This window comes from Klebsiella oxytoca NBRC 105695, assembly GCF_001598695.1.
GTDB lineage: Bacteria > Pseudomonadota > Gammaproteobacteria > Enterobacterales > Enterobacteriaceae > Klebsiella > Klebsiella oxytoca.
This window is the reverse complement of the sequence record NZ_BCZK01000001.1, coordinates 325,906-350,346: the sequence shown is the minus strand read 5'-3', so window position 1 is coordinate 350,346 and position 24,441 is coordinate 325,906. Positions and strand designations below refer to the sequence as shown.

The window sequence follows — 24,441 nt, the reverse complement described above, 5'->3', positions numbered from 1 at the left end:
ACTCCGCTTTTCTGTACAGGGCCTCTCGCGCAAGGCAAGAGGCCCGCTCAACCGGCCTTACAGCCCTTTTTTAGCCAGCTCTTCTTTAAAATTGTCGCGGGTAATCAGCACCACGTCGGTCACCGCGGTGAATTTTGGCGGTTCGACATCTTTTGTCACCCAGTTATAAAGCATCTCGCTGGTTTTATAGCCGTGAATATCCGGGCTTGGCAGCAGAGAGCCGTAGAAACCGGTGGCCTGCGCTTTAGAGAGTTCGTTCACAGCATCAACACCGTTAATACCGATACCGATAACGTCAGGCGCTTTAAAGCCCTGGCCTTCGGTGGCGCGTACGCCGCCCAGAACGGTATTGTCGTTCATGCCGACGATCAGCCAGTGTTTGACGTTAGGATGCTGAACCAGCATAGAGTTGCCGGCATCAAAGGCGCCGGGAATGTCGTTAGATTTCGTTGGCACACGGTAGATTTGTTGCTCCGGGAAACCGGCTGATTTCAGGGCGTCCATCGATCCGGTAGTGCGACGACGGGCGGTGTCCAGCTCGTCGGAAGTGATGGCCATGACGGCGGTATCCTTCACGTCCCAGCCGCGTTTTTGCATCTCTTTATAGAGCTCCTGCCCCTGACGTGCGCCGATCTCACTGGCCGCCATCATCACCAGCGGTACGCTCTCCATCGGTTTGCCTTTGGCGTTAACGAACTGGTCATCGACGGTAATGACTTTCATATCATAGCCGCGCGCTTTGGCGACTATAGCCGCCCCGAGTTTGGGATCGGGCGTACAGATAACAAAGCCTTTGGCTCCGCTAGCCGCCAGGCTATCAATGGCATTGAGGGTTTTCTCACCGTCGGGGACGGCAATTTTGATGACGTCGAAACCTAAATCTTTACCGGCCTTATCGGCAAATTTCCACTCTGTTTGAAACCATGGCTCTTCAGGCTGTTTGACCAGAAAACCCAGCTTAAGCGTCTCGGCCATAGCTGATTGTGACATAACTGCGGCGAGACCGATCGCCGCCAGCGCTTTAGTAAATTTGTGCATGGTAAACTCCAGCTTTAATTCGCTTTTATGTAGGGAAAATTAAGAGTTAATTTTTTTATCGGACGCAAAACAAGGCATTAGGAAAGTCTCAATCAAGACCGCCGTTGTTAAAATAGTATTAACCGGAAATTATTTCTCCATACGAGAGCGCAATCACATCGCGGAATTACAGTAATTGCGTACATAAAAACAGCGAAAAAAGACATAAAAAAAGCGCTAATTGTCAGACAATTAGCGCAGGCTGTAGCAATATTCTCTATATCATCAGCAGAGTTATCCTTGTCGATATTACCAGCGGCAATAAATATGCTCCGCATGATTGCGTACCGGCACCTCATCCCCCAATAAACGAGCGGCAACGGTAAAAGAAAAATCAAAAACATGGCCTAACCCTTTACCGCTGATCAAATTACCGTCTTCCACTACGGGTTGATCAACATACTCCCCGTCCGTCACGTTCTGCCATAACTCCCCCGAACAGACGTAGCGTCGCCCCCTGAGCAGCCCATTGCCGCCGAGAACCCTTGCGGCTGCCGAACAGATCGGACAGATCAGCATTCCTGCTTTATCGTGGGCCGTAATAAACGCTACGACGTCCTGGCTGGCGGCGAGGTTGACGCTTCCCTGCGGACCGCCGGGCAGAACCACCGCGTCGTACAGCATCCCTGCGCGTTCGGCTAAAGTGCTATCCGCAACCATTGGGATATCGTGGTAGCTCACCACCGCGCGCGATTCGGCGCAGGAGAGAAGCTCCACATCCAGATGCAGACGGCGGAGGATATCAACCACCACAATCGCCTCTCCCTCTTCAAAACCCGACGCCAGTAGCACCGCAACTTTTTTCATTTCAGTCTCCTTTCGTTAGCGTGGTAGTCATAAGCCTTTTACAAACAAACATCTTTTTTTAAATTATCATCATCTTTTCAGTTACCCAGGCGAAAAGATGAACCAGTGCAGCCTTCGCTTTGATGACTCACGATATCACAAAAAGGAATTTTGAATCATTATTTTTAAAACGCAATTTCACTAAAAATATTAGAGATACTACCTCTTAATCATAAAGCCAATAAAGGGGTGTTAAATCATAAGGTTAATATAAATAACAATGTACTACGGTAAGCGATTACTATTACATTTTCAGCCTGTATAAAGTTAAATCCAGATGTTGTAACATAATGTAAATAACCACCATTGAGAGTTTTCTTAATTCAGATATAGCGCTATTCTATCTTGGTTGAGACAAGAAATTTAATTCCATGGTTCGGGCTTAAGTTTTGAATAGAATTATTCTGAGCTTTTCATCTGCTGGTTTTAATTTCGCAAACTCCCTTGGTCACAATCGCGTCTGGATATGACGCAGGCGCTTCCCGCACAGTAAATAAGGATATTGTTATGGTCGTTCCAGGAATGGTGCAAAAGCTGAATAACCAATTGAATCTTGAGTTCCATACTTCCAACTTGTATCTGCAGTTAAGCGAGTGGTGTATTCAGCAGCGGTTGAACGGTACCGCCACTTTTCTGCGTAATCGAGCGCAATCCAGCATAACGCAGATGATGCGGGTCTTTGATTTTATGAAAAGTTCCGGCGCCTGGCCCGTGGTTAAAGCAGACGAAGCCTGCAGCGCGGAATGCGCCTCTCTTGAAGACCTGTTTAGCAAAACCGTTGCTGATTATCAGCAGCGCAGCACCATGCTTTCCGGCCTGACGGCAGAGGCGAAGGCGCAAAGCGACGAATCAACCCTACGCTTCCTCGCGCTGCTGGCGAAAGAACAGCAGCTGGATGGCATGCTGCTGGAGACCATTCTGGATGAAGTCCGCTGCGCGGACCAGGCCGGGACCAGCGAACAGCAAACCGATCGTCACCTGCTTGAACTGGTCAGCCAACAGTACGCCAGCGTCATGTCGGCAAATACCGGAGCGCGCGATAAAGCGTAAAAAGAGGCGTGTTTCTGCCTTTAATGCCCTCATCGCCCCTCAGCGAACCAATCTTTTTCGGCGCTTCGGCGCCGTTTTTATTCCTGAAAGGCATTAAAAACTTTTAACCAGATCTCATTCCCGCTCAACCGGAGGAATTAGCAGGGTATTGGTGATCTGGATCACGTTTAAAACTCCGGGTTGATAATATAAAAACAGTGTTTCAAAAATTTAAAACACGGAGTTTATTTTAATGGCAAGATATACGGCTTCAGCCTCAAACGGGCTGCAGGGAAGACCGATTTTGTTACGCCATCAGTTAGCCTACGGCGGCGGAAATTTGCTGGGAAGCGGCGCACTGGCGATCAGCGGTGCCTGGCTGCTCTATTTTTATACAACATTCTGTGGGCTGACGCTGATCGAAGCCTCCTTTATTTTCTCCGTCGCCAGCATTATCGACGCGATTAGTAACCCGCTGATGGGCTACCTCACCGATAACTTTGGCAAAACCCGGCTCGGTAAACGCTTTGGCCGCCGTCGCTTCTTTTTATTAATAGGCATTCCGCTAATGATGTTCTACCCGCTGCTGTGGGTAGAAGGTCTCGGTTTCTGGTACTACCTCTGCACCTACGTCGTCTTTGAAATCATTTATACCTCGATTATGGTCCCCTATGAAACATTGGCGACCGAAATGACTGATGATTTCTCACTGCGTTCGAAGCTCACCGGTTATAAAGCGATATTCGGCAAACTGGCTAACTTCCTCGCGGCATTTATCCCCGGGCAGTTCATCCTGCTTTATGGCAAAGAATCCGCCACCCCGTTTTTCCTTACCGGACTGACCTACGGTGTCATTCTTATCGTGGCCATCTCCTGTTTGTGGTACTGCAGCTGGGAACGACCGCGCGAAGAGGAAAAAAGCTCGGGGGAGAAAAAGGGGCTACTCAATACGCTGCTTATGCTGGCCAAAGATATGCGCTCAACCTTTTATCTGCGCGTATTCCGTAAACACCTTGGTATGTATCTCTGCGGTTTCGGCGCCGAATGGCTGTTTGCGTCGATCTTCACTTACTTCGTCATCTTCGTGCTGCAACACGATCCGGCCATGGTGGCCGGGCTCAACAGCCTGAACTCAATTCTGCAGCTGGTATCAACGGCCCTGTTTATCGGCCTGTGCGTGAAGAAAGGCTTCAGTAAGCCGTATATTCTGGCGCTGAGCGTGGTCATCTTTGCCGTGCTGCTCTACACCTCGCTGTGGTTCTTCCACCTGCCTTCAAGCCTGGCCACCATTCTGATGTTTGGCATCACGGTGCTGTTCGGTCTCGGCACCGGCGGCGTCTACTACATTCCCTGGACCGTTTACACCTTTTTGGCTGATGTCGATGAAATTTACACCGGCCGCCGTCGCGAGGGGATCTATGCAGGCGCCATGACCTTCTCAGGTAAAATTTTGCGCTCGATTATCGTCTTTACAATGGGAGCTATCCTCAGCTTCTACGGGTTCCAGTCAAAGGCGCACACGCAGCCGGAAAGTGCGGTCACCGCGATTGCGGTGGTATTCTGTGCAGGGGTGATTTTACTGGCGCTGGCAGCCATCGTGTTCAGTAAACAGATGAAGCTCGATCGCAAGGCGCACCTGGTGGTGCTACAGGAAGTCGCGCGCATTAAAGCGGGAGGCAAAATTGCCGACATCGCGCCGGACGTTCGCCTTATCGTGGAAGATTTAGTGGGCCATCGTTATGAAGAGTGCTGGGGCAACAGCAAACTGTTCAAGAATGCGCAGGAGAACGTCATTCAAACCGCCGTGTCCCATTAATCAGCAATAACGCCCCGCTATCACGTTGATGGCGGGGCTCACGCCGCTAGTGCGCTTCTTCCTGCGGGGTGAATTTCAGCTCAATCAGCGCGATGGCTTTTTGTACCGCCCGCAGCGTCACCGGGTCAGCCGAGGCCGGGTGGCTGGCAAAATCGATGGCTTTCAGCTGGGTAGTCATTTTTTCGCGCACCTCGACAGGGGCGATGATATCGATGACGTCGAGGATCTGCTTGATAACTAACTGGCAGGCAACAACGTCAGAGACCAGTTCGTCGTGTTCGGTAAGATGTTGAGACATTTTTCACTCCTTTTTTCAGGAGCGTAATAGTACCCTAATTCCTCGGATATAAAAAAACCTGCCGCAGCAGGTTTTTTTATCAGAACATAGCGCCAGGCGGTACGTCTTTAAAGGTTTTGCAGTAGTTTTCGAACATGCTCTTCAGAATTTTGCGCAGTTTCATGGTTGGCTCCATTTTTGTTATGCAGGTGTTAATATCTACACGGCTATAATATGACTTGCATCACAAAAATCAATCTCAACGTGCGATAAATCACGTTTTATTTACAAAATAAATTTAAACATTCAACAAGAGTGAGTTATTTCGGATAGTTAAGAGCCGCGGGCTCCAGGTGAATCCGGGATCGCTTAGCAATGGCAGTGATACAACGATGAGTACAAACATCTCTTCCAGGGACGACCGCTCTTTTTCAGCACCTGCTCTGCTGGTGGCTGGCGCGTTTTTTATGGAGTTCCTCGACGGCACAGTCATCGCCACCGCCCTGCCCGACATGGCGAAAGACTTCGGCGTAACGGCAGTGGATCTCAACATTGGAATTAGCGCCTACCTTATTACCCTTGCGGTGCTGATACCCGCCAGCGGCTGGATCGCCGATCGCTTCGGCGCGCGGAAAATCTTTAGCCTGGCGCTGGCGATTTTTACCCTCGCCTCGGTGTTTTGCGGGTTGTCGACCAATGTCGATGTGTTTGTCGCCATGCGTATTCTTCAGGGAATTGGCGGCGCGCTGATGGTGCCCGTGGGCCGCCTGGCGGTGTTGCGCACCACACCGAAGCATCAGCTGATTAAAGCGATTGCCACTCTGACCTGGCCGGCGCTGGTGGCGCCTATTATTGGCCCACCGTTGGGCGGATTTATCACCAGCTACGCCAGCTGGCACTGGATCTTCTTTATTAACGTGCCGCTTGGGCTTGTGGCGATTGCCCTGGCGCTGCGCATCATCCCGGATATTCGGGAAGAAGAGCGCCGCCCGTTCGATCTTTCCGGTTTTCTTGCGACCTCGGTGGCGATGGTTAGCCTGGTTGCCGCCATGGAGCTTCTCGGCGATCGTCAGCCTCTGGGCTGGCAGACCCTGGCGCTGCTGGCGTTAGGCCTGGGCTGCATGCTTTTCTCGTTACGGCACTTCCGCCGCGCTGAATGGCCGATGGTGCGCCTTGATGCGCTGGAGATCCCCACCTTCAGGGTCACCATGTACGGCGGTTCGCTGTTCCGCTCCTCCATCAGCGCCGTTCCGTTTCTGCTGCCGCTGCTTTTTCAGGTCGGCTTCGGCATGGATCCCTTCCACTCGGGGCTGCTGGTGCTGGCGGTGTTCGTCGGCAACTTCACCATCAAGCCCCTTACAACGCCGCTGATTCGCTGGCTGGGTTTTCGCCGTCTGCTGCTGATCAATGGCGCATTAAACGTATTATCGCTGCTGGCCTGCGCTTTTTTAACCCCGCATACGCCGGTTTGGCTCATCTTTGTAATTCTCTATCTCGGCGGGGTCTTCCGATCGATTCAATTTACCGGCATCAGCACCCTCGCTTTTGCCGATGTTCCTTCCGGACAAATGAGCTATGCCAATACGCTGTTCAGCACCGCATCCCAGCTGGCCGTTGGACTTGGGATAACGCTTGGAGCGATAGGTATTCGTATTGGGGAAGAGTTCAGCGAATGGCTTACCCTTTCTCACCTTCCGGGCATCAGCTTCCGCCTGTCGTTTATCTTTATTGCGCTGATTTGCCTGGTCGGCATGATTGATACTCTGCATCTGACAAAAGATGCGGGTAGCAGCGTGTCGAACAAAAAGAAATAGATAAAGAAAAGGCCAGCAGCGCTGGCCTTGCATAGGATGTGTTAATCGATTAACCGATGATCTGGCGAACGAACGCTTCGATCTCTTTATCCTGGCAGTTCTCAAAGAAACACTGCTGGAAGCGAGGGCCGGAAACGGCAGTTTTCACCAGCTCCGGATCGATCGCACGCAGCGTATCCAGATAGTTTTCCTTAACCACCGCGGCTTTGACCGCGTTCAGGATGCCGGCGTTACGCACCTGAGGCTCTTTACGCTCCGGCGGATAGCCTTCGCCTTTGCGGCCGGTGAAGGCTTTTTCAAAGATAAAGCGTACGTTCAGCTCTGCACCCCAGCCAAATCCTTTCGCAAACGGCAGAGACAGCGCGTTACCGTTATTGATCTGCGCAAACAGGAAGGCGTCCGCAGGGTCGATGCAGTAGCCACAAACTACGCCCGGATGAATATTTAACGACATTAGCGCGCCCTGACCAGTGCCGCAGCCGGTAACCACAAAGTCGACCGCCTTCGAATTCAGCAGGATGCTGGCCATAATGCCCAGATGGATATAGGTCAGGTGATGGTCGTTTTCATCGCTCATCCCGACGTTGTAAACCGGGAAGCCCTTCTCGTCAGCAACGGCGTTTAATTCATTGAGGATGATGGCGTTTTTGTTCGCCTGGCTGTTTTCCATCATCAGTGCGATTTTCATGCTTTACTCTCCTGAATGCTGTGCGGGTTTTCCCGCGATAGTTCGTTAGCGTTGCTATGACAATACTACCTTACGAACATACTTTCAAATTTTATGAAAAGTTGTTTTATAAATTGCATCTCGCCTCACACTTTTGCCTTCCGTCCTGCCAGGACGCCGCCTCATCCTGAGGCAAGTCGCGTCATCTCAGGCCAGGTCTGTGTGCGGGGGATCGGATTAACACGGCGAAATTTGGCCCAACGGCGAAGTGAACGAAATAAGGAATTAAAACCATTCTCATTATTTTAAAAGTGCCAATGCGTGTTATTCCCATTAGCATTATTAATAAATGAATTTATTAATTTACTTTTTGCAAATAAATTAATAACAAATTATAGTGTGCGCACTAAAACTTATTTCTTTTTTCCCGGAGCAGCCAGATGCTAAAAACTGAAATGATCGATAAGCTTAATGCGCAGATGAATCTTGAACTTTATTCCTCTCTGCTTTATCAGCAAATGAGCGCCTGGTGTAGTTACCACAGCTTTGAAGGCGCGGCGGCGTTTCTTCGTCGCCACGCGCAGGAAGAGATGACCCATATGCAGCGCCTTTTCGATTACCTGACCGATACCGGTAGTCTGCCCTGCATCACGGCTATCGCGTCGCCGTTTGCTGAGTATGCCTCTCTTGACGAGCTATTCCGTGCGACCTACGAACATGAACAGTTAATTACGCAAAAAATTAATGAACTGGCACATGCGGCAATGACCAGTCAGGATTATCCGACGTTTAATTTCCTGCAGTGGTACGTTGCTGAACAGCACGAAGAAGAGAAGCTGTTTAAATCGGTTATTGATAAATTAACCCTCGCAGGTAAAAGCGGCGAAGGTCTGTACTTTATTGATAAAGAGCTAGCAACGCTCGACACGCAAAATTAATTAGGCCGGCAGCGAGGCTCCAGCGCCCGCTGCCGTATTAATGGCGGCAAATTTTACTTTCGTGCGTATTAAACCCTTCTTCAGCGACAATAAACTTGCCTTTTTTCTGCAAAAACGCCACCAGTTCCGCCGCACTCAGATTTTCCGCCGAGCAGGTGTGGAATCGGGCTTCTTTACCGAAACGCGCGACGATGGCCGCTTCAAGCGTCGCCACGGTGTAAGTTTCGCCTGAGGCGATCATCATTTGCAGCACTTCGTGACCATGAATCGATGGCATATTCTCTCCCGTAAAGTCCGCAGAATATACCAGCCCGGGCGGCGAATTCTTGCGCCAGCGCAGCTTTGAAGCAAACCTCTGCTACTGTAAAGTTCTCATTACAACGCCTGTAACCCTCATTTGACGAAGCGACTGATTTCACATACTCTGCGCGGCATAATGAATTGTGAATGCCGTAATGGATAGTGAAAAGCGTGAAGAACCGCACTCTGGGTAGTATTTTAATCGTCGCCGGCACCACCATCGGCGCAGGGATGTTAGCCATGCCATTGGCATCGGCGGGCGTAGGTTTCGGCGTGACGTTAGCTTTGCTGATAACGCTTTGGGCGCTAATGTGTTATACCGCTTTGCTGCTGCTGGAAGTCTATCAGCACGTGCCGGCCGACATGGGTCTGGGTTCGCTGGCGGCACGCTATCTGGGCCGATACGGGCAATGGGCAACCGGCTTTTGCATGCTGTTTCTGCTTTACGCGCTCACGGCAGCCTATATCAGCGGCGCCGGCGAACTGCTGGCCTCAAGCCTCAATCAGTGGCTGGACTGGACGCTGCCTCCTGCGGCAGGCGTTCTGATCTTTACCGCTATCGGTGGGACGGTCGTCTGCATCGGGACTTCGCTGGTCGATCTTTTTAACCGCTTTTTATTCAGCGCAAAGATTATTTTCCTCGCCATCATGCTCGCGCTTCTGCTGCCGCACATTCACCAGATAAACCTGCTGACTCTGCCGCTACAGCAGGGGCTGGCGCTGTCGGCCATTCCGGTGATTTTTACTTCCTTTGGTTTTCACGGCAGCATACCCAGTATTGTGAGCTACCTGGGCGGCGATATTCGCAAGCTGCGCCGGGTATTTATCATCGGAAGCTTTATTCCTCTGGTCGCCTATATTTTCTGGCAGCTGGCGACGCTGGGCAGCATTGACTCTCCTGCGTTTACCGCGCTGCTGGCGCAAAATGCCGGGCTCAATGGCCTGCTGGAGGCCATCCGTGAAGTGGTGGCATCGTCGCACGTTGAGCTGGCGGTCCATCTGTTCGCCGACCTGGCGCTGGCGACATCATTTCTCGGCGTGGCGCTTGGGTTGTTCGACTATCTGGCCGATCTGTTTCAACGCCAGAACAGCGCCGGTGGACGGCTACAGAGCGGCCTGATTACCTTTTTGCCTCCGCTGGCCTTCGCGCTATTTTATCCGCGTGGCTTCGTGATGGCGTTAGGCTATGCGGGCGTTGCGCTTGCCGTGCTCGCGCTCATGCTGCCTTCGCTGCTGGTAATGAAGAGCCGCCAACAGCACCCTGATGCCCCGTGGCGGGTCGCAGGCGGTTCAGCGGCGCTGTGGCTTGTCCTGCTCTGCGGGATCGCTATCGTAGTGATTCAGTTTGCGATAGTCGCAGGATTACTGCCGGCGGTGGGATAAAAAAGGGGCCAATTCGGCCCCTGATGTTATTTCGTTAAACAGCACTGCTTATATTTCTTACCGCTGCCGCACGGGCAAGGATCGTTGCGCCCAACCTTGCTCTCATTCCTGATGGGCTGCTGAACTTGTGCGGGCTGAGCGTGCTCAGTCCAGTAGTTGTAAAGCGCCAGGGCCGCAGGACGAATTCGCTCAACGCTGGCGATAAACTCTTCCGCGGATAGTTCATCCAGCGCCTCGAAGCGCTCTTCGGTACCGTGCAGAGCGATGGCGTCCAGCTCTGCCTGCAGCTCGGCAGGCAGACCTGACCAGTCGCTTAATCCCACGCCGCGCATATAGCCAAAGCACCACTCCTCAACAATGGTGAGCTCCTGCCCCTCCTCTTCCCGGCTGCCGAACATCGGTTCGAACTGATCGGGATAGTCGCTTAAACGCTCGGCAATATCGCTCATATGCTGCAGCGTCAGGTTGACGAAACGGTCTCGCTCGCGATCGTTGGCCCAGCGCGGCACATTATCCGCTCCGCCCCAGATAGCAATCAGCCACTGCGCGGGCTCAATCTCGGTCGGCCCGGAGAGTATGGCCGTCAGTAGGCCATCCAGTTCAGCAACATCCATGATGGTGCCTTCTACCGCGTATTTCGACAGGATATCATCCAGCCATTCCACTTCGCTTTCGTTCAGGGGTCCAGTTTTCATAAACAGGCTCATCGTCGTAAAAAATGGCGCTTACAGTAGCGGAAATAGCGAAAGAAAACTACCCGGCTACAGGAGCTTCAGCGTGCGAAGTGTTTCCGCAATTTCGCTAAAGGCATCCGACGAAAGCGGGAGCAGCGGTCGCGGTAAGCAATCCTCCCCGCACAGCCCGAGGATACTTGCCGCTGCGGCGGTCACTCGCAGACTGCCACCATATTTACTGAATAACATCCACAGCGGCGCGAGCCTGGCGCTGATTGCCGTCGCCTGCTCAGCGTCCCCTCGCGCTGCCGCCGCGGTTAACTCTTTGGCGACCTGCGGGAAAAGGCCGCCGCACACCGAATACCAGACTTCGCAGCCGGCATTCAGGCCATCGGCCGCGCAGGCGTCCCCGCTAATGCCAATACTCACCCCTGCCGGTAGCTGGCGCCGCAGGCTCTGAATCCGGCGGACGGTTTCATTTTTCGCGGGGCCGGGGATTTTAATTGAGGCGATCCCGGGTAGCGCGGCGATCGCGCCTTTAAGTTCATCCGAAGTCGTCACATGCGTGGTAACGGGATTGTCGTAAACGCAGACGGGGACGGAGACCTGTTGGGTGACGGTCTGGTAAAAAGTCAAAATCTCCTCGTCTGTCAGGGGTTGATAAGCCATTACTGGCAGAAGCAGCGCGCTGGCGCCTGCCATCTGCGCGTCTTCAGCCAGACGGAGAACCTGATCGGTCCCCAGCGCCCCTATGCCGACCATCAATGGAATGGGTCCGGCATGCGATTTTGCCTGGCGCACCACCTGCATTCTCTGCTCACGGCTAAGCCAGGCATAGCTTCCGGTGGAGCCAAGTACGCCGAGGGAATCGACCTCAGATTCGACGAGACGAGTGACAATTCGGGCAAATGCCGTTTCATCAACGCCATGTGGATGTAACGGAGTCAGAGGAAAAGCGCAGAGGCCAGTGAACATTTCATCCCCACTTATTGAGATAATGATTGAGTGCTGGCAGATAATAGCAACAGAAAAGTATTTTGTCCTATGACAAAATGAACCCGACGATCGAGAGGTAGCGCTGAAGCGGTTTTTCGTAAGGGACAAAAACAAAAAAACCACCCGTAGGTGGTTTCACGACACTGCTTATTGCTTTGATTATTCTGCTTTATCCCAATGGTACCCGGAGCGGGACTTGAACCCGCACAGCGCGAACGCCGAGGGATTTTAAATCCCTTGTGTCTACCGATTCCACCATCCGGGCTCGGGATAGAAATTGGAGGCGCGTTCCGGAGTCGAACCGGACTAGACGGATTTGCAATCCGCTACATAACCGCTTTGCTAACGCGCCTTAATGCTTTAACACCCGCAACTGCCGATGTCTTAAACTGGAGCGGGAAACGAGACTCGAACTCGCGACCCCGACCTTGGCAAGGTCGTGCTCTACCAACTGAGCTATTCCCGCATCATCAAGCTAATTTGCTAATTAGTTGATTTTGTTATCGTCTGCCAGACTGTGCTGCCGTTCGATGCGATGCATTCTACTTACCTGGCGCAATGAGTCAACGATATTTTTCAAAACCTTGTGTTGTTTGCTGAAAATTGCGCCGAAACGATCACTGATCAAGCAAATCCCCGCGCGCGGCGTTCAGATATTGCAGCATCGACCACAGCGTCAGCACCGCCGCCACGAGGAATAGCCCAATCCCCGCCCATTCAACCCAGATATTTGGCCGCCACAGCATCCACACCAGCGCCGCCATCTGGGCCGTGGTTTTTACTTTACCAATCCATGATACCGCTACGCTGCTGCGCTTACCCAGTTCCGCCATCCACTCGCGCAGCGCGGAGATGATGATTTCGCGCGCGATCATCGTAGCGGCCGGTAACGTTACCCACCAGGTATGATAATGCTCGGCCACCAGCACCATCGCAATCGCCACCATGACTTTGTCCGCAACCGGATCAAGGAAAGCGCCGAAACGAGTGCTCTGATTCCAGCGACGCGCCAGGTAGCCATCAAACCAGTCGGTCACCGCCGCGATGAAGAAAATCAGGGCGCAGGCAAAAGGAGCCCAGCTAAACGGGAGATAAAACGCCAGTACAAAGAATGGAATAAGAATGACGCGAAACAGAGTAAGCAACGTAGGGATATTAAATTGCATGGTAACGGGTAACTATCTGTTGTAAGTAAAAATTAGCCCTATGTTGCTACAGAGCCCCTAATGTTTCAACGAGTAGAAGATCTTTTCTGCCAGACCGTGAGATATACCCGGTACTTTCGCAATCTCTTCGACGCTGGCCTTCTGCAGTCCCTGCAGACCACCCATATATTTCAGCAGCATCTGTCGGCGTTTTGGCCCCACCCCTTCGATGGTTTCCAGCGTGCTGGTGCTTTTTACTTTTGCCCGTTTTTTACGGTGGCCGGTAATGGCGTGATCGTGCGACTCGTCGCGAATATGCTGTATGACATGCAGCGCGGGGGAATCCGGCGGCAGGCTAAAGCCCTCGCCTTCCGGTTCGAAGAACAACGTCTCCAGGCCCGCTTTGCGATCGCTGCCTTTTGCCACGCCTAATAACAGCGGATGACTTTTATCCCACGGCACGTCCAGCTCGGCAAAGACCGTTTTCGCCTGGCCAAGCTGGCCTTTACCGCCGTCGATCAAGATGACATCGGGGATCTTACTCTCTTCTATTGCCTTGCCGTAGCGACGACGAAGCACCTGATTCATTGCCGCATAATCGTCCCCGGGCGTGATGCCAGTGATATTGTAGCGGCGATATTCCGCACGCAGCGGTCCGTTGCTATCGAAAACCACGCACGACGCGACGGTCTGTTCGCCCATCGTATGGCTGATATCAAAACATTCCATCCGATTGACGGCGGGGAGTTTGAGTAGCGTCGCGAGCGCCTGCAGGCGCTGAGTTATCGTTGAATGCTGAGAAAGCCTGGTGGTCAGCGCCGTCGCGGCGTTAGTCCGCGCCAGTTTCAGATAGCGGGCGCGATCGCCGCGAGGTTTGGTCTGTACGTTAACCCGGCGTCCGGCCAGTTCTGAGAGCGAATCTGCCAGCAGGGTTTTGTCGCCGAGGTTGAAATCCAGCAGGATCTCGCTCGGCAGCGTCCGCATCTGGCTGCCCTGTAAATAGAACTGCCCGACAAACGTTTCCACCACTTCACCCAGTTCGGTACCATTCGGCACTTTGGGGAAATAGCTGCGGCTGCCAAGGACTTTTCCCTGGCGTATAAACAGCACGTGGACGCATGCCATTCCGGCATCAAACGACACGCCGATAACATCGAGATCGTCCCCGGTATTGGAGACGAACTGCTTCTCCGTTACCCGACGGACGGCTTGAATCTGGTCGCGGATCCGCGCAGCCTCTTCAAACTCCAGCGCCTGGCTGGCTTTTTCCATGCGGGCAATCAGCTGAGTCAGTACCTGATCGTCTTTACCCGCCAGGAACAGGCGTACGTAGTCGACCTGCTGAGCATACTCTTCCTCACTCACCAGCCCGGCAACGCATGGCCCGAGACAACGGCCAATTTGGTACTGCAGGCACGGCCGCGAGCGGTTGCGATAAACGCTGTTTTCGCACTGGCGGACAGGAAAGATCTTTTGCAGCAGCGCTAACGTCTCGCGAACGGCGTAGCCGTTGGGGAACGGACCGAAATATTCGCCTTTCGCATGCTTGGCTCCACGATGCGTCGCCAGGCGGGGATGCGTATCGCCGCTAAGAAAAATAAAGGGGTAGGATTTATCATCGCGCAGCAGCACGTTGTAGCGCGGCTGATAAAGCTTAATATAGTTATGCTCAAGCAGCAGCGCTTCCGTTTCGGTGTGGGTCACGGTAACGTCAATCTGGGCAATAAGCGCCACCAGCGCTTCGGTTTTACGCGAAGCCAGGTTGCTGCGAAAATAGCTGCTAAGCCGCTTTTTCAGATCTTTTGCTTTGCCTACATAGATAACAGTACCGCCAGCATCATACATACGATAGACGCCCGGCTGGCTGGTTACGGTTTTCAGGAAAGCTTTTGCATCAAAAACATCACTCACTGACTTGCTAACGACTCCGCATTGCACAGGCCATGGCGAATTGCCAGGTGCGTCAGCTCCACATCGCCGTGAATGTTCAATTTACTGAACATGCGATAGCGGTAGCTGTTCACGGTCTTGGGACTCAGATTTAACTGCTCTGAGATCTCGTTGACCTTCTGACCTTTAGTAATCATTAGCATAATCTGCAATTCTCGCTCAGACAAACTGGCAAACGGCGATTCGGCCTTTTCCGGTTCAATCTGGCTGAGCGCCATCTGCTGAGCGATATCGGATGCGATATAACGCTGACCCGAAGCCACGCAGCGAATCGCATTGACTACCTCCTGCGGCGCAGCGCCTTTACTGAGGTAGCCAGCGGCGCCGGCCTGCATGACTTTCGCCGGCAGCGGATTTTCCGTATGCACGGTCAGCATAATCACTTTGGCATCAGCAACGGAACGGGCAATTTTTCGCGTAGCCTCAAGGCCGCCGATTCCCGGCATGTTCATATCCATCAGGACTACATCAACGGGATTTGCGCGGCACCATTTCACGGCATCCTCACCGCAGCAGGCCTCGCCGGCAACTTTAATCCCTTTTATATCTTCCAGAATGCGTCGTATCCCTGCGCGCACTAGTTCGTGGTCATCAACAAGAAGGACGTTGATCAAAGGAATATTCTCCAGAATTAGGGATAACGCCACTGATAGCTTATCTCCTACATATTACCGGGTTTTAGCGTAACTTTAAAAGTCAAAAAATGTCCTGGAAAAGATTTCTTAGGCAATTATGGAAATCTGCCTGCACACCTGCTGGAAAGCCATACTTAACATAGAGTTGCGAAACGGTTGTTTTTTAACATTCATCACACAGATTACGTAAAAACACAACACTCTGCGTAGATGAGAAATACGCGCCTGAATATGTAACAAATATTAACAGTGAAACGGCGTCATGGAAAAAATTAAGCTGCTTACATCTCATGATTACGTATTATTCAGCCAATTAAAACATTCACCATTCAAATGAGAGAACGAAAACCAAGCACTCCTTTTTTTTCCTTTGCTTGTGGTATACTGCGCCGCCTTCACTTTTAGACATGCGCATTTGCGCAGAAAGCAAACGAGGATATCGATGAGCACACCAGATTTTTCCACTGCGGAAAATAATCAAGAACTGGCACAGGAAGTTTCGTGCCTGAAAGCGATGATGACGCTGATGCTGCAGGCCATGGGTCAGGCGGATGCAGGCCGAGTGATTATTAAAATGGAAAAGCAAATTGCGCAGATGGAAGATGTGGCTCAGGCTGCCGTATTCTCCAGCACCGTTAAGCAAATTAAGCAGGCATATCGTCAGTAATGATTCACCGGCTGAAGGTATGACTAACAGCCGGTCTTACGTCTGGCACGCAGAACAACCTATAAGATCAAATTAATCCCGTCGCTACCGCGTAGCAGGCAATTTGCGTTTTGTTTGGCGCATTGAATTTTCGCTGCATATTCTTCTGATGAAAATTGACGGTATTTTCTGAGATAGACAGAATCATTGCGACCTCAGCCGAGGTTTTGCCTTCCGCTGTCCATTTCAAAATCTCCAGTTCACGTCGACTAAATTTCATTTCCGGCGGCATAACCATTTCGTCCTCCAGCCGCAAGAGCGTCAGCAGACTCAGTTCGGTCAGGGTTCTTAAGCGCATCTCCAGTTCATCTTCCTCAAAGGGCCCCTGGCTGTGGCTGGTTCCTGAGACGGATAAGAATCCGTGTGCATGGTTAGGCAGCGTCAGGCACTGCGTTACCCCCTTTCGTAAGCCATGATCGCGCGCACCGTCCCATAATTCAGGGGTGTCGTGGAATAGCTTATCGTTCCAGGGTAGATGCCCGCGAAGGAAATTCTCCTTGCGCAGTACCGGGTCAATCGCGAAATAATTCTCGGCTTGATAATGCGACATCCAGGCCGGAGGATAGGTCGATTGCAGGGTTACCCTGGGGCGAGTGAAAGGCACGGGATGCCGTACGCAGAGCGCGAAGTAGTCATATTCCAGCGCTTGTGCCTGCTGCTGGAGTAGATGAAAAACTCCTTCGCCTGCAGAAGCTGACTGAAATTGTTGCAGCATTTCCCGCCGCCAGCTGAAAAAATCATTGTCCCTCATAACTGACCAAATAACTCCTGAGTGATAATCATTATTATAAATACATAAAACTAACACATAAATCCTGCTTATATGTATAAAATATGGTAGCCATCGCATTTATTAGATGGCGACTGGCAACAGCGCCTGATGCGTGAAAAGTATGCCCGCAGTTGTGGCACAAAACCTTGACAGATATATCGGCGTTGATTATGTCCTGAGGCTGGACTTTTAACTTTTACCGAAACTCGGTTAAGCGTCGTTTAGCAGGCCGCTCCCCTCAGCCTGAGCGGAAGCGGCCTGGGCACTAAGATTATTGCATCAGGAATTTTTCGAGGAACTGGCGGGTACGCGCCTGCTGAGGATTGGCAAAAAGAGATTTCGCGTCTCCCTGTTCAACGATACGCCCTTGATCCATAAAAATAGCGCGGTCCGCTACGTCGCGGGCAAAGCTCATCTCATGGGTAACGATAACCATCGTACGCTTCTCCTGCGCCAGCTGACGTATGGTGTTCAGCACCTCCCCCACCAGCTCGGGATCCAATGCCGAGGTTGGTTCATCAAACAGGATGACATCGGGGCGCATCGCCAGCGCGCGAGCAATTGCCACGCGCTGCTGCTGCCCGCCGGACAAACGACGCGGGTAGCTGTTTTCTTTACCGGTAAGCCCCACCTTGGCCAGCAGCTCACGCGCCCGGGCGATGGATTCATTTTTATCCTCCCCTTTGACGATCACCGGCCCTTCAATGATGTTCTCCATCACCGTACGGTGGGGAAAAAGATTAAAGTTCTGAAACACGAAGCCCACATGCTGACGCAGACGGCGGATGTCCGCTTTTTGCTGACCGAGGCTGCGCGCGGTATCGATGGTCACGTCGCCGACGCGAATGGTACCGTTTTCCGGCTGTTCCAGCAGATTAATACTGCGCAGCAGCGTGGTTTTCCCTGAACCACTGGGTCCGATAATCGCCACCACTTCGCCCTGTTGAACCTCAAGGTCGATACCGTGAAGCACCGTTTGGCCATGGAATTTTTTCACCAGGTTTTTTACTTCAATCGCACTCATTTTGGATCACGCTCCTGGCGGTTCAGCTGATTTTCAAAATAGTTTTGCAGCGTGGAAAGCACCGTCGCCATTACCCAGTAAATCAGCGAAGCAGCCAGGTACATAGTGAAAACTTCCAGCGTGCGCGAGGTGATTAGCTGAGCCTGGCGGAACAGCTCCGGCACCTGGATAGTCGCGGCCAAAGAAGTATCTTTGACCAGGCTGATAAAGCTGTTGGAAAGCGGCGGCAGCGCCACCCGCGCGGCCTGCGGAAGGATCGCGCGGCGCATCGCCTGCCAGCGCGTCATACCAATACTCGCCGCCGCCTCCCACTGCCCTTTATCAATGGAGGCGATCGCCGCGCGCAGCGTTTCTGCCGCGTAGGCCGCGGTATTTAAAGACAGGCCAATCATCGCTGCGGGAATAGGATCCAACTCAATACCGAACTGCGGCAAGCCGTAATAGATCATAAACAGCTGCGCAATCAGCGGCGTTCCGCGAAAGATGGAGATATACATCCGCGCCAGCCATTTAATCGGCCAGACGGGTGACATGCGCATCAGCGCCAGAATAAACCCCAGCACCAGGCCAAAAAACATGCCGCCGATGCTGAGCTGTAGCGTAAATACCGCGCCCTTCAGTAGAAAAGGCGCGGAATCGATAACCAGTTGGATACTCTCTTGCATTCTATGTGTTCTGCATCAGATATGAGGATGATAGGCGAACAGCGCAGGCGCGCCGCCGGTATGAACAAACAGGATTGGGCCTTCATCCTTAAAGCGCTTCTGGCTGATACCGTCAATCAGTCCGGCCATTGCCTTTCCGGTATAGACCGGATCCAGCAGGATACCTTCCAGCTGCGCCAGCAGCTTGACCGCCGCCATTCCTTCGTCGTTCGGTATCCCGTAACCCGGCGCAAAGTAATCATCCCATAGCTGGATACCGGCCTTTGCTTCCAGCTCCAGGCTATTTGCCACCGCCTGCTGCAGCGCGGCGACTTTTGGCAGCTGGTCGGCTACTTTGCGCGATACCGTTACGCCGATAAGCTCGACATTTGGCATCAGCTGTTCAAGTCCCACCGCAAGACCGGCATGCGTACCGGCGCTGCCGGATGCGACGACCACGGAGGAAAGCTCAACCGCCCCTTCGCACTGCTGAGCAATTTCCAGCGCGCTCTCCACATAGCCCAGCGCGCCCAGCGCGTTCGAACCGCCCACCGGAATCACGTAGGGACGATAGCCCTGAGCTTCAATGCGGGTCGCCAGCTCTTCCAGCTGAGCATCAGGATCGGTCAGCGCGTCGCACATTTCGACCTGGGTATTGAACAGATCAAGCAGCAATCGGTTACCGTTAGTCAGATAGTTCTCAGCCCGGGTACCCATTGGGTTTTCCAGCAGCGCCACGCAGTGCAGGCCAAGTTTTGCCGCCACCGCTGCCGTCTGACGGACATGGTTCGACTGGATGGCTCCGGCGGTAATCAGCGTATCCGCACCTTCCCGCAGCGCATCAGCCGCGAGAAACTCAAGCTTGCGCAGCTTATTACCACCCATTGCAAGCGGGGTGACGTCATCACGCTTGATGAAGATTTCACGACCGAGATAATCGGAAAGGCGCGGCAGATATTCAAGCGGCGTCGGCGCGCCGATCAGCTCCAGACGCGGGAAAAGGGTTAAATTTTGCAGTGACATAAAACCTCCTGACTGAATTATCCTTAATTATGCACGCTGTGAGGCGCGAAATAAAAAAAGGCGCTATCAGGAGCGCCTTTTTTCACCGCCGACCGTTACTTCGTGACGTCAGCGCCAAACCATTTTTCCGATAGCGCCTTCAGGCTGCCATCTTTTTGCATCTCTGCAATGGCGCCATCAACCGCTTTCAGCAGGTCTTCGTTACCTTTACGCAGCGCGACGCCGGATTCCTGGCGGGAGAAGGCTTCACCAGTGACGGCAAGGGTATTGCCGGTTTTCTTCACCAGATCCAGCGCCGCCAGGCGGTCAACCAGGATGGCGTCGATACGGCCCACGCGCAGATCCTGATATTTCGTCGGATCATCATCATAAGTACGAATGTCGACGCCCTGGACGTTCTGACGCAGCCACTCTTCATAGTTGGTGCCCAGACCCACGCCGACTTTCTTACCTTTCAGGTCAGCGGCGGTTTTAATCACGCCCTCGTTCCCTTTTTTCACCAGCGCCTGAATCCCTGAAACAGTATAGGGCGTCGAGAAATCATATTTTTTCTTACGTTGATCGGAAATGGTGACCTGGTTTATCACGACATCGATACGTTTAGAATCCAGCGAAGCCAGCATGCCGTCCCACTTGGTGGGCTTAAGGTCAGCCTTTACGCCCAGATGTTTCGCCAGTTCGTTGGCAAAATCCACCTCGAAACCGGTCAGCTTACCGTCATCTCCCTGATAGCTGAACGGCGGGTAAGTCCCTTCCAGACCCACGCGTAGAGTGCCACGCTCTTTGACCTGATTAAGCAGGTTTTCAGCCGCAAAGGTTTTTACGCTGACGCCAGCCATTAAAACGACGGCCATTGCGCCCATCAGCGCCTGACGACCCAGAAGTGCTAATTTCATTAGATACCCCTAACAGAGTGATATTTTGCTGCAGTGTAAGGCGTTTAGCCTCAGTCACCAACATCGATATGCTACATCTTATTCCGAATTATTATATATGATGCCTTTTAGGGCATAGCGAAAACGTATCGAAAACATCTCCGTTTTGCTGGATATCTCTCATACTGCAATGGTCAGCTTGATGACGTCTGGAGCAAGGAAGATGAAAAACCCCACGTTACTGCAGTGCTTTCACTGGTACTACCCAACCGGCGGCGAATTATGGCGTGAAGTCGAAGCCCTCGCGCCAAACCTTAACGAAATCGGCATCAACATGGTTTGGTTGCCTCCTGCCTACAAGGGCGCCTCCGGCGGCTACTCTGTCGGCTATGATTGCTACGACCTGTTTGACCTCGGCGAGTTTGACCAAAAAGGTTCAGTCGCCACCAAATATGGCGATAAAGACCAGCTCCTCGCCGCAATCTCCGCGCTGCGCCAGCACGATATCGCCGTGCTGCTTGACGTTGTGGTTAACCACAAAATGGGGGCCGATGAAAAAGAGCCGGTACGCATTCAGCGCGTTGATCAAAACGATCGTACGCAAATCTCTGATGAGATTATTGAGTGCGAGGCCTGGACGCGTTACACCTTCCCCGCCCGCGCCGGTAAATACTCTGAATTCATCTGGGACTATAAGTGCTTCAGCGGGATCGATCATATAGAGAATCCTGATGAAGATGGCGTGTTTAAACTCGTCAATGACTACACCGGCGACGGATGGAACGATCAGGTCGATGATGAAATGGGCAACTTCGACTATCTGATGGGCGAAAATATCGATTTTCGCAATCGGGCGGTTACCGAGGAGATTAAATACTGGGCGCGCTGGGTAATGGAGCAGACCGGGTGCGATGGCTTCCGCCTCGATGCGGTTAAACATATCCCCGCCTGGTTTTATAAAGAGTGGATCGAACACGTCCAGGAGGTGGCGACAAAACCGCTGTTTATCGTCGCGGAATACTGGTCGCACGAAGTTGATAAGCTTCAGCAGTATATCGCCATGGTTGACGGCAAGACGATGCTGTTCGACGCCCCTCTGCAGATGAAATTTCATGAAGCTTCGCGGCAGGGTCGCGATTACGACATGAGCCAGATTTTTAGCGGCACGCTGGTTGAAGCCGACCCTTTCCACGCCGTCACCCTGGTGACCAACCATGATACTCAGCCGCTGCAGGCGCTCGAGGCGCCGGTTGAGGCCTGGTTCAAGCCGCTGGCGTATGCGCTGATTCTGCTGCGTGAAAACGGCGTTCCCTCGGTCTTTTATGCCGATCTCTTCGGCGCCAGCTATGAAGATACCGGTGGCGATGGCGAGAGCTACGCTATTGAGATGCCGGTAATCGAACAACTACACGAACTGATCGACGCCCGCCAGCGTTTTGCCCACGGTGTACAAACGCTCTGGTTCGATCATCCGAACTGTATTGCCTTCAGCCGGAGCGGCACCGAGGATGATCCGGGCTGCGTGGTCGTACTCTCCAACGGCGACGATGGGGAAAAAACGCTCCCTCTGGGCGAAAATTACCGCAATAAACGCTGGCGAGATTTTCTCGGCAACCGCGATGAGGTTATTGAAACCGACGATGAAGGAAACGGGACTTTCACCTGTAGTGGCGGCAGCGTAAGCGTGTGGGTGATTGAGGAAGCACTATAAAACTTCGCGGGCTGAGAAGGATTCAGCCCGCATCAAGCTTACCGTCCGCTTTTATCAGCCGACGCTTTTTTCCACGCCAGTTCACACTCCGGAGTGAGGCGATCCACCCGTTTAAGCGTCATACGATCGTAGCGCAGCGTATTGCCTTCACGCTCAAGCGGATAGACATCTAACGCGGAGGTAACGTTATAGATCACATCATCACGCTTCATTAATTTCCCCGGCAGGACGATCACCCGTTGCCATTGTCGACAGTCAAGCGTATCACCCTCTTTGGTCACGATAAGGCTCGCTATCGCGTCAGGACTCATCATTTCACTCTGCGGGCCTGCCGATTGCCAGTATCCCTCCAGCCCTGCAGGCGCCGGCGCTTTAACAACATCGCTGTAGCTATCAACCTGCACGCACCCGGTCAGGGCTAGCAGCGCGCCAGCCAGTACCATCTTTTTCATCATTCATCCCACAAACCGATAAAAAAAGCATTGTGGCATTAAAGCGGTAAGCCCGCCACTCTTCCGGGATCGAGTACAGGCTAAGCAGAGCGCCCGCCTGCACCGCGTTATATGGCAAAAAATAGCCATGGAATGTTAAGTTATTCTCATCCATCCCATTAATGCCATTAATTCGAAGACGTTATTTTAACCACTCAATATAAGGATAATCCTATTTTAAAATAGCGTAAAAATGGCAAACTTATATATGACGGGTATTTAATGTTTTTATTTCCTCCACATAGCCTTTTGTCGTCTTTACTTTGAGAATATTCCTGGCAAATTAGGGGCATATTAAGGAATAGTTCAGGCTGCCTAATGGTTCCACGGCAGCGGTCGTTTTAATTGCTAACAAAATGGACTTCATCGCGCTTGTCGGCGAGGGATAAATTATCGTTACGTGTTGATTGAGGATGGGTCATGTCAACGATTATCATGGATTTATGCAGCTTCACCCGGCTGGGATTAACCGGGTACCTGACAAGCAGGGGGGTAAAGAAGCGTGAGATCGCAGAAGTACAGAGTGCGTCAAACCTGAAGGCAATGTGTGAAGCCAGCCGCCCTGCCGTAGTATTTATCAATGAGGATTGTTTTATTCATCATGAAGAGAGCAACCAGCTTGTCCGACAAATCATCAGCCAGTATCCCGCCACGCTATTCATTATCTTTATGTCGCTGGCCAATATTCATTTCGACCATTACCTGCTGGTGCGCAAAAACTTACTCGTGTGCTCGAAATCGCTGACCGAAAAAGACCTTGATGACATTCTCGCCAACCGTCTTAAATATGAGAACTATCGTGCTGCCCGGATTAATATTCCCACGCTGACCTTAAGCCAGACCGAATCAAATATGCTTCAGATGTGGATGGCCGGACACGGAACCTCTCACATATCAGCGCAGATGAACATTAAGGCCAAGACCGTGTCCTCGCACAAGGGCAATATTAAAAAGAAGATTCAAACCCACAATAAACAGGTGATTTATCACATCGTCCGCCTGACCGAAAACATCACATCCGGAATTCACGTCAACCTGCGTTGAAAAACGCTGGCGGCCGCTGCCGCCAGTTCACTCGCGGCGAATCACTCTTCCCGCTCAACGAATATACCGTCAGGATGGCCGTGCTCGTTAAAAAACCAGATCCCCAGCGGATAATCCTCCAGCGAAACCAGATACATGACCCCTTCGCTAAACGACTCTATTGCCAGCACAACGCCCGACCGACGTGGGCCACCATCGGTCTTCACCGTGACACGATCGTTTACCTGCATAACTCATCTCCTCTATTTTTGAGCCAGTGTAGAACAAAACTGCCGATCGCGCAGTGTCCGGCCGGGCAACTGCTGTTTTTGTAGACCGTCTATACTTAAGGAGCCCTGTCTGAGTTAAGCGAGGTAGCCGAAATGAAAATCGCCAAAGAGCACAAAGGCACGGGAAGCGTTGATGTTGACGCCCTGCTGGCGGCGATTAATGAAATCAGCGAAAGTGAAGTCCAGCGAACGCAAGACGATCCTCATCACGTCAGCATTGATGGCCGGGGTTACCATACCTGGCGCGAGCTGGCCGAGGCCTTTGAACTCGATATCCATGACTTTAGCGTTACCGAAGCTAATCGCTGATCGTTGCGCGAAAAAAATCCCGACTC

The 24,441-nt window shown here is 52.3% G+C and carries 27 protein-coding genes, 3 tRNA genes and 1 pseudogene; 10 read left to right on the top strand and 21 right to left on the bottom strand.

Features of this window, described 5'->3' with window-relative positions:
- Window positions 1–57: 57 nt before the first annotated feature.
- Complete coding sequence (locus KO1_RS01505; protein ID WP_004113815.1) at window positions 58–1,038, bottom strand: arabinose ABC transporter substrate-binding protein; 981 nt, start codon at window positions 1,036–1,038, stop codon at window positions 58–60.
- A gap of 288 nt (window positions 1,039–1,326) precedes the next feature.
- A complete protein-coding gene (locus KO1_RS01500; RefSeq protein WP_024274407.1) occupies window positions 1,327–1,884 on the bottom strand; it encodes a DJ-1/PfpI family protein in 558 nt (185 codons plus the stop codon).
- A gap of 546 nt (window positions 1,885–2,430) precedes the next feature.
- On the opposite strand from KO1_RS01500, the gene KO1_RS01495 reads away from it, so the two are divergent.
- Both KO1_RS01495 and KO1_RS01490 read left to right on the top strand, forming a co-directional pair.
- A complete protein-coding gene (locus KO1_RS01495) occupies window positions 2,431–2,973 on the top strand; it encodes a non-heme ferritin-like protein (protein WP_024274408.1) in 543 nt (180 codons plus the stop codon).
- A gap of 232 nt (window positions 2,974–3,205) precedes the next feature.
- The gene (locus tag KO1_RS01490) at window positions 3,206–4,768 is read left to right on the top strand and encodes an MFS transporter (protein ID WP_004113819.1); all 1,563 of its coding nucleotides are present in this window, start codon (window positions 3,206–3,208) and stop codon (window positions 4,766–4,768) included.
- A gap of 46 nt (window positions 4,769–4,814) precedes the next feature.
- Here KO1_RS01490 and KO1_RS01485 read toward each other — a convergent pair whose 3' ends face one another.
- Complete coding sequence (locus KO1_RS01485) at window positions 4,815–5,066, bottom strand: DUF2766 family protein (RefSeq protein ID WP_004103438.1); 252 nt, start codon at window positions 5,064–5,066, stop codon at window positions 4,815–4,817.
- Between the two features lie 79 nt (window positions 5,067–5,145).
- Window positions 5,146–5,229 carry a stress response protein AzuC gene (gene azuC / locus KO1_RS27960; RefSeq protein WP_014229869.1) on the bottom strand — a complete coding sequence of 28 codons (84 nt, stop codon included), beginning with the start codon at window positions 5,227–5,229 and terminating at the stop codon, window positions 5,146–5,148.
- Between the two features lie 208 nt (window positions 5,230–5,437).
- Here azuC and KO1_RS01480 point away from each other — a divergent pair, with 208 nt between their 5' ends.
- Window positions 5,438–6,859 (top strand): MFS transporter, encoded by a 1,422-nt coding sequence (locus tag KO1_RS01480; protein ID WP_017145628.1) that lies wholly within the window; start codon window positions 5,438–5,440, stop codon window positions 6,857–6,859.
- 49 nt (window positions 6,860–6,908) lie between these two features.
- Here KO1_RS01480 and KO1_RS01475 read toward each other — a convergent pair whose 3' ends face one another.
- Window positions 6,909–7,547, bottom strand: a complete 639-nt coding sequence (locus KO1_RS01475; RefSeq protein WP_004103442.1) for an RpiB/LacA/LacB family sugar-phosphate isomerase — start codon at window positions 7,545–7,547, stop codon at window positions 6,909–6,911.
- A gap of 281 nt (window positions 7,548–7,828) precedes the next feature.
- Between KO1_RS01475 and KO1_RS28950 the strand changes: the two are divergent.
- Window positions 7,829–7,904, top strand: a pseudogene (locus KO1_RS28950) (hypothetical protein); the annotation flags it as partial.
- Between the two features lie 62 nt (window positions 7,905–7,966).
- Complete coding sequence (gene ftnA, locus KO1_RS01470) at window positions 7,967–8,464, top strand: non-heme ferritin (protein ID WP_004113821.1); 498 nt, start codon at window positions 7,967–7,969, stop codon at window positions 8,462–8,464.
- Between the two features lie 37 nt (window positions 8,465–8,501).
- Here ftnA and KO1_RS01465 read toward each other — a convergent pair whose 3' ends face one another.
- Complete coding sequence (locus tag KO1_RS01465; protein WP_004103446.1) at window positions 8,502–8,741, bottom strand: YecH family metal-binding protein; 240 nt, start codon at window positions 8,739–8,741, stop codon at window positions 8,502–8,504.
- Between the two features lie 194 nt (window positions 8,742–8,935).
- Between KO1_RS01465 and tyrP the strand changes: the two genes are divergently transcribed.
- Window positions 8,936–10,147: a tyrosine transporter TyrP gene (gene tyrP / locus KO1_RS01460; protein WP_004103448.1), complete on the top strand. Its 1,212-nt coding sequence runs from the start codon at window positions 8,936–8,938 to the stop codon at window positions 10,145–10,147.
- A 26-nt stretch (window positions 10,148–10,173) separates the two neighbouring features.
- Here tyrP and KO1_RS01455 read toward each other — a convergent pair whose 3' ends face one another.
- The 8 genes from KO1_RS01455 to uvrY form a co-directional block, all read right to left on the bottom strand.
- Complete coding sequence (locus KO1_RS01455; protein ID WP_017145626.1) at window positions 10,174–10,842, bottom strand: YecA/YgfB family protein; 669 nt, start codon at window positions 10,840–10,842, stop codon at window positions 10,174–10,176.
- Window positions 10,843–10,908: 66 nt separating this feature from the next.
- Complete coding sequence (locus tag KO1_RS01450; RefSeq protein ID WP_017145625.1) at window positions 10,909–11,796, bottom strand: dihydrodipicolinate synthase family protein; 888 nt, start codon at window positions 11,794–11,796, stop codon at window positions 10,909–10,911.
- 199 nt (window positions 11,797–11,995) lie between these two features.
- Window positions 11,996–12,082, bottom strand: a tRNA-Leu gene (locus KO1_RS01445).
- Between the two features lie 13 nt (window positions 12,083–12,095).
- A tRNA-Cys gene (locus tag KO1_RS01440) sits at window positions 12,096–12,169 on the bottom strand.
- A 38-nt stretch (window positions 12,170–12,207) separates the two neighbouring features.
- Window positions 12,208–12,283, bottom strand: a tRNA-Gly gene (locus KO1_RS01435).
- A gap of 151 nt (window positions 12,284–12,434) precedes the next feature.
- Window positions 12,435–12,983: a CDP-diacylglycerol--glycerol-3-phosphate 3-phosphatidyltransferase gene (gene pgsA, locus KO1_RS01430; protein WP_004113831.1), complete on the bottom strand. Its 549-nt coding sequence runs from the start codon at window positions 12,981–12,983 to the stop codon at window positions 12,435–12,437.
- 57 nt (window positions 12,984–13,040) lie between these two features.
- Entirely contained in the window at window positions 13,041–14,873 is a 1,833-nt protein-coding gene (gene uvrC, locus KO1_RS01425) for an excinuclease ABC subunit UvrC (RefSeq protein WP_004113833.1), read from the bottom strand.
- Complete coding sequence (gene uvrY / locus KO1_RS01420; protein ID WP_004122102.1) at window positions 14,870–15,526, bottom strand: UvrY/SirA/GacA family response regulator transcription factor; 657 nt, start codon at window positions 15,524–15,526, stop codon at window positions 14,870–14,872. Before uvrY ends, uvrC begins: the two co-directional genes overlap by 4 nt.
- A gap of 463 nt (window positions 15,527–15,989) precedes the next feature.
- On the opposite strand from uvrY, the gene KO1_RS01415 reads away from it, so the two are divergent.
- On the top strand, window positions 15,990–16,214 hold the full coding sequence (locus KO1_RS01415) for a DUF2594 family protein (protein ID WP_004103455.1): 225 nt from the start codon (window positions 15,990–15,992) through the stop codon (window positions 16,212–16,214).
- A gap of 67 nt (window positions 16,215–16,281) precedes the next feature.
- Here KO1_RS01415 and sdiA read toward each other — a convergent pair whose 3' ends face one another.
- The 5 genes from sdiA to tcyJ form a co-directional block, all read right to left on the bottom strand.
- On the bottom strand, window positions 16,282–17,004 hold the full coding sequence (gene sdiA, locus KO1_RS01410) for a quorum-sensing transcriptional regulator SdiA (protein WP_004113835.1): 723 nt from the start codon (window positions 17,002–17,004) through the stop codon (window positions 16,282–16,284).
- Between the two features lie 292 nt (window positions 17,005–17,296).
- Window positions 17,297–18,049 (bottom strand): L-cystine ABC transporter ATP-binding protein TcyN, encoded by a 753-nt coding sequence (tcyN, locus tag KO1_RS01405; protein WP_004113836.1) that lies wholly within the window; start codon window positions 18,047–18,049, stop codon window positions 17,297–17,299.
- Entirely contained in the window at window positions 18,046–18,714 is a 669-nt protein-coding gene (gene tcyL / locus KO1_RS01400; RefSeq protein ID WP_004103458.1) for a cystine ABC transporter permease, read from the bottom strand. Before tcyL ends, tcyN begins: the two co-directional genes overlap by 4 nt.
- Window positions 18,715–18,729: 15 nt before the next feature.
- Window positions 18,730–19,716, bottom strand: coding sequence for a D-cysteine desulfhydrase (gene dcyD, locus KO1_RS01395; protein ID WP_017145623.1), 987 nt, complete (start codon window positions 19,714–19,716; stop codon window positions 18,730–18,732).
- A 95-nt stretch (window positions 19,717–19,811) separates the two neighbouring features.
- Entirely contained in the window at window positions 19,812–20,612 is an 801-nt protein-coding gene (tcyJ, locus tag KO1_RS01390) for a cystine ABC transporter substrate-binding protein (protein WP_016808324.1), read from the bottom strand.
- A gap of 202 nt (window positions 20,613–20,814) precedes the next feature.
- Here tcyJ and amyA point away from each other — a divergent pair, with 202 nt between their 5' ends.
- Window positions 20,815–22,302 carry an alpha-amylase gene (gene amyA / locus KO1_RS01385; RefSeq protein WP_004103463.1) on the top strand — a complete coding sequence of 496 codons (1,488 nt, stop codon included), beginning with the start codon at window positions 20,815–20,817 and terminating at the stop codon, window positions 22,300–22,302.
- A 38-nt stretch (window positions 22,303–22,340) separates the two neighbouring features.
- On the opposite strand, the gene yedD is transcribed toward amyA, so the two are convergent.
- Window positions 22,341–22,757 carry a lipoprotein YedD gene (yedD, locus tag KO1_RS01380; RefSeq protein WP_160885925.1) on the bottom strand — a complete coding sequence of 139 codons (417 nt, stop codon included), beginning with the start codon at window positions 22,755–22,757 and terminating at the stop codon, window positions 22,341–22,343.
- Window positions 22,758–23,213: 456 nt separating this feature from the next.
- Between yedD and rcsA the strand changes: the two genes are divergently transcribed.
- Window positions 23,214–23,837, top strand: a complete 624-nt coding sequence (rcsA, locus tag KO1_RS01375; protein WP_004103465.1) for a transcriptional regulator RcsA — start codon at window positions 23,214–23,216, stop codon at window positions 23,835–23,837.
- 41 nt (window positions 23,838–23,878) lie between these two features.
- On the opposite strand, the gene dsrB is transcribed toward rcsA, so the two are convergent.
- On the bottom strand, window positions 23,879–24,067 hold the full coding sequence (gene dsrB, locus KO1_RS01370) for a protein DsrB (RefSeq protein WP_004103466.1): 189 nt from the start codon (window positions 24,065–24,067) through the stop codon (window positions 23,879–23,881).
- 132 nt (window positions 24,068–24,199) lie between these two features.
- Here dsrB and yodD point away from each other — a divergent pair, with 132 nt between their 5' ends.
- On the top strand, window positions 24,200–24,415 hold the full coding sequence (gene yodD, locus KO1_RS01365; RefSeq protein WP_004103467.1) for a YodD family peroxide/acid resistance protein: 216 nt from the start codon (window positions 24,200–24,202) through the stop codon (window positions 24,413–24,415).
- The last annotated feature ends 26 nt before the right edge of the window (window positions 24,416–24,441 follow it).

What these genes read in the sequence shown, in the direction of transcription:
- rcsA (WP_004103465.1), top strand. Translation starts at nt 23,214, where the DNA reads ATGTCAACGATTATCATGGATTTATGCAGCTTCACCCGGCTGGGATTA.
- tcyL (WP_004103458.1), bottom strand. Translation starts at nt 18,714, where the DNA reads ATGCAAGAGAGTATCCAACTGGTTATCGATTCCGCGCCTTTTCTACTG.
- KO1_RS01485 (WP_004103438.1), bottom strand. Translation starts at nt 5,066, where the DNA reads ATGTCTCAACATCTTACCGAACACGACGAACTGGTCTCTGACGTTGTT.
- KO1_RS01500 (WP_024274407.1), bottom strand. Translation starts at nt 1,884, where the DNA reads ATGAAAAAAGTTGCGGTGCTACTGGCGTCGGGTTTTGAAGAGGGAGAG.
- KO1_RS01505 (WP_004113815.1), bottom strand. Translation starts at nt 1,038, where the DNA reads ATGCACAAATTTACTAAAGCGCTGGCGGCGATCGGTCTCGCCGCAGTT.
- yodD (WP_004103467.1), top strand. Translation starts at nt 24,200, where the DNA reads ATGAAAATCGCCAAAGAGCACAAAGGCACGGGAAGCGTTGATGTTGAC.
- KO1_RS01475 (WP_004103442.1), bottom strand. Translation starts at nt 7,547, where the DNA reads ATGAAAATCGCACTGATGATGGAAAACAGCCAGGCGAACAAAAACGCC.
- azuC (WP_014229869.1), bottom strand. Translation starts at nt 5,229, where the DNA reads ATGAAACTGCGCAAAATTCTGAAGAGCATGTTCGAAAACTACTGCAAA.
- KO1_RS01415 (WP_004103455.1), top strand. Translation starts at nt 15,990, where the DNA reads ATGAGCACACCAGATTTTTCCACTGCGGAAAATAATCAAGAACTGGCA.
- tcyN (WP_004113836.1), bottom strand. Translation starts at nt 18,049, where the DNA reads ATGAGTGCGATTGAAGTAAAAAACCTGGTGAAAAAATTCCATGGCCAA.
- KO1_RS01455 (WP_017145626.1), bottom strand. Translation starts at nt 10,842, where the DNA reads ATGAAAACTGGACCCCTGAACGAAAGCGAAGTGGAATGGCTGGATGAT.
- KO1_RS01480 (WP_017145628.1), top strand. Translation starts at nt 5,438, where the DNA reads ATGAGTACAAACATCTCTTCCAGGGACGACCGCTCTTTTTCAGCACCT.
- dcyD (WP_017145623.1), bottom strand. Translation starts at nt 19,716, where the DNA reads ATGTCACTGCAAAATTTAACCCTTTTCCCGCGTCTGGAGCTGATCGGC.
- KO1_RS01490 (WP_004113819.1), top strand. Translation starts at nt 3,206, where the DNA reads ATGGCAAGATATACGGCTTCAGCCTCAAACGGGCTGCAGGGAAGACCG.
- KO1_RS01495 (WP_024274408.1), top strand. Translation starts at nt 2,431, where the DNA reads ATGGTCGTTCCAGGAATGGTGCAAAAGCTGAATAACCAATTGAATCTT.
- tcyJ (WP_016808324.1), bottom strand. Translation starts at nt 20,612, where the DNA reads ATGAAATTAGCACTTCTGGGTCGTCAGGCGCTGATGGGCGCAATGGCC.
- KO1_RS01465 (WP_004103446.1), bottom strand. Translation starts at nt 8,741, where the DNA reads ATGCCATCGATTCATGGTCACGAAGTGCTGCAAATGATGATCGCCTCA.
- KO1_RS01450 (WP_017145625.1), bottom strand. Translation starts at nt 11,796, where the DNA reads ATGTTCACTGGCCTCTGCGCTTTTCCTCTGACTCCGTTACATCCACAT.
- yedD (WP_160885925.1), bottom strand. Translation starts at nt 22,757, where the DNA reads ATGATGAAAAAGATGGTACTGGCTGGCGCGCTGCTAGCCCTGACCGGG.
- dsrB (WP_004103466.1), bottom strand. Translation starts at nt 24,067, where the DNA reads ATGCAGGTAAACGATCGTGTCACGGTGAAGACCGATGGTGGCCCACGT.
- sdiA (WP_004113835.1), bottom strand. Translation starts at nt 17,004, where the DNA reads ATGAGGGACAATGATTTTTTCAGCTGGCGGCGGGAAATGCTGCAACAA.
- amyA (WP_004103463.1), top strand. Translation starts at nt 20,815, where the DNA reads ATGAAAAACCCCACGTTACTGCAGTGCTTTCACTGGTACTACCCAACC.
- ftnA (WP_004113821.1), top strand. Translation starts at nt 7,967, where the DNA reads ATGCTAAAAACTGAAATGATCGATAAGCTTAATGCGCAGATGAATCTT.
- pgsA (WP_004113831.1), bottom strand. Translation starts at nt 12,983, where the DNA reads ATGCAATTTAATATCCCTACGTTGCTTACTCTGTTTCGCGTCATTCTT.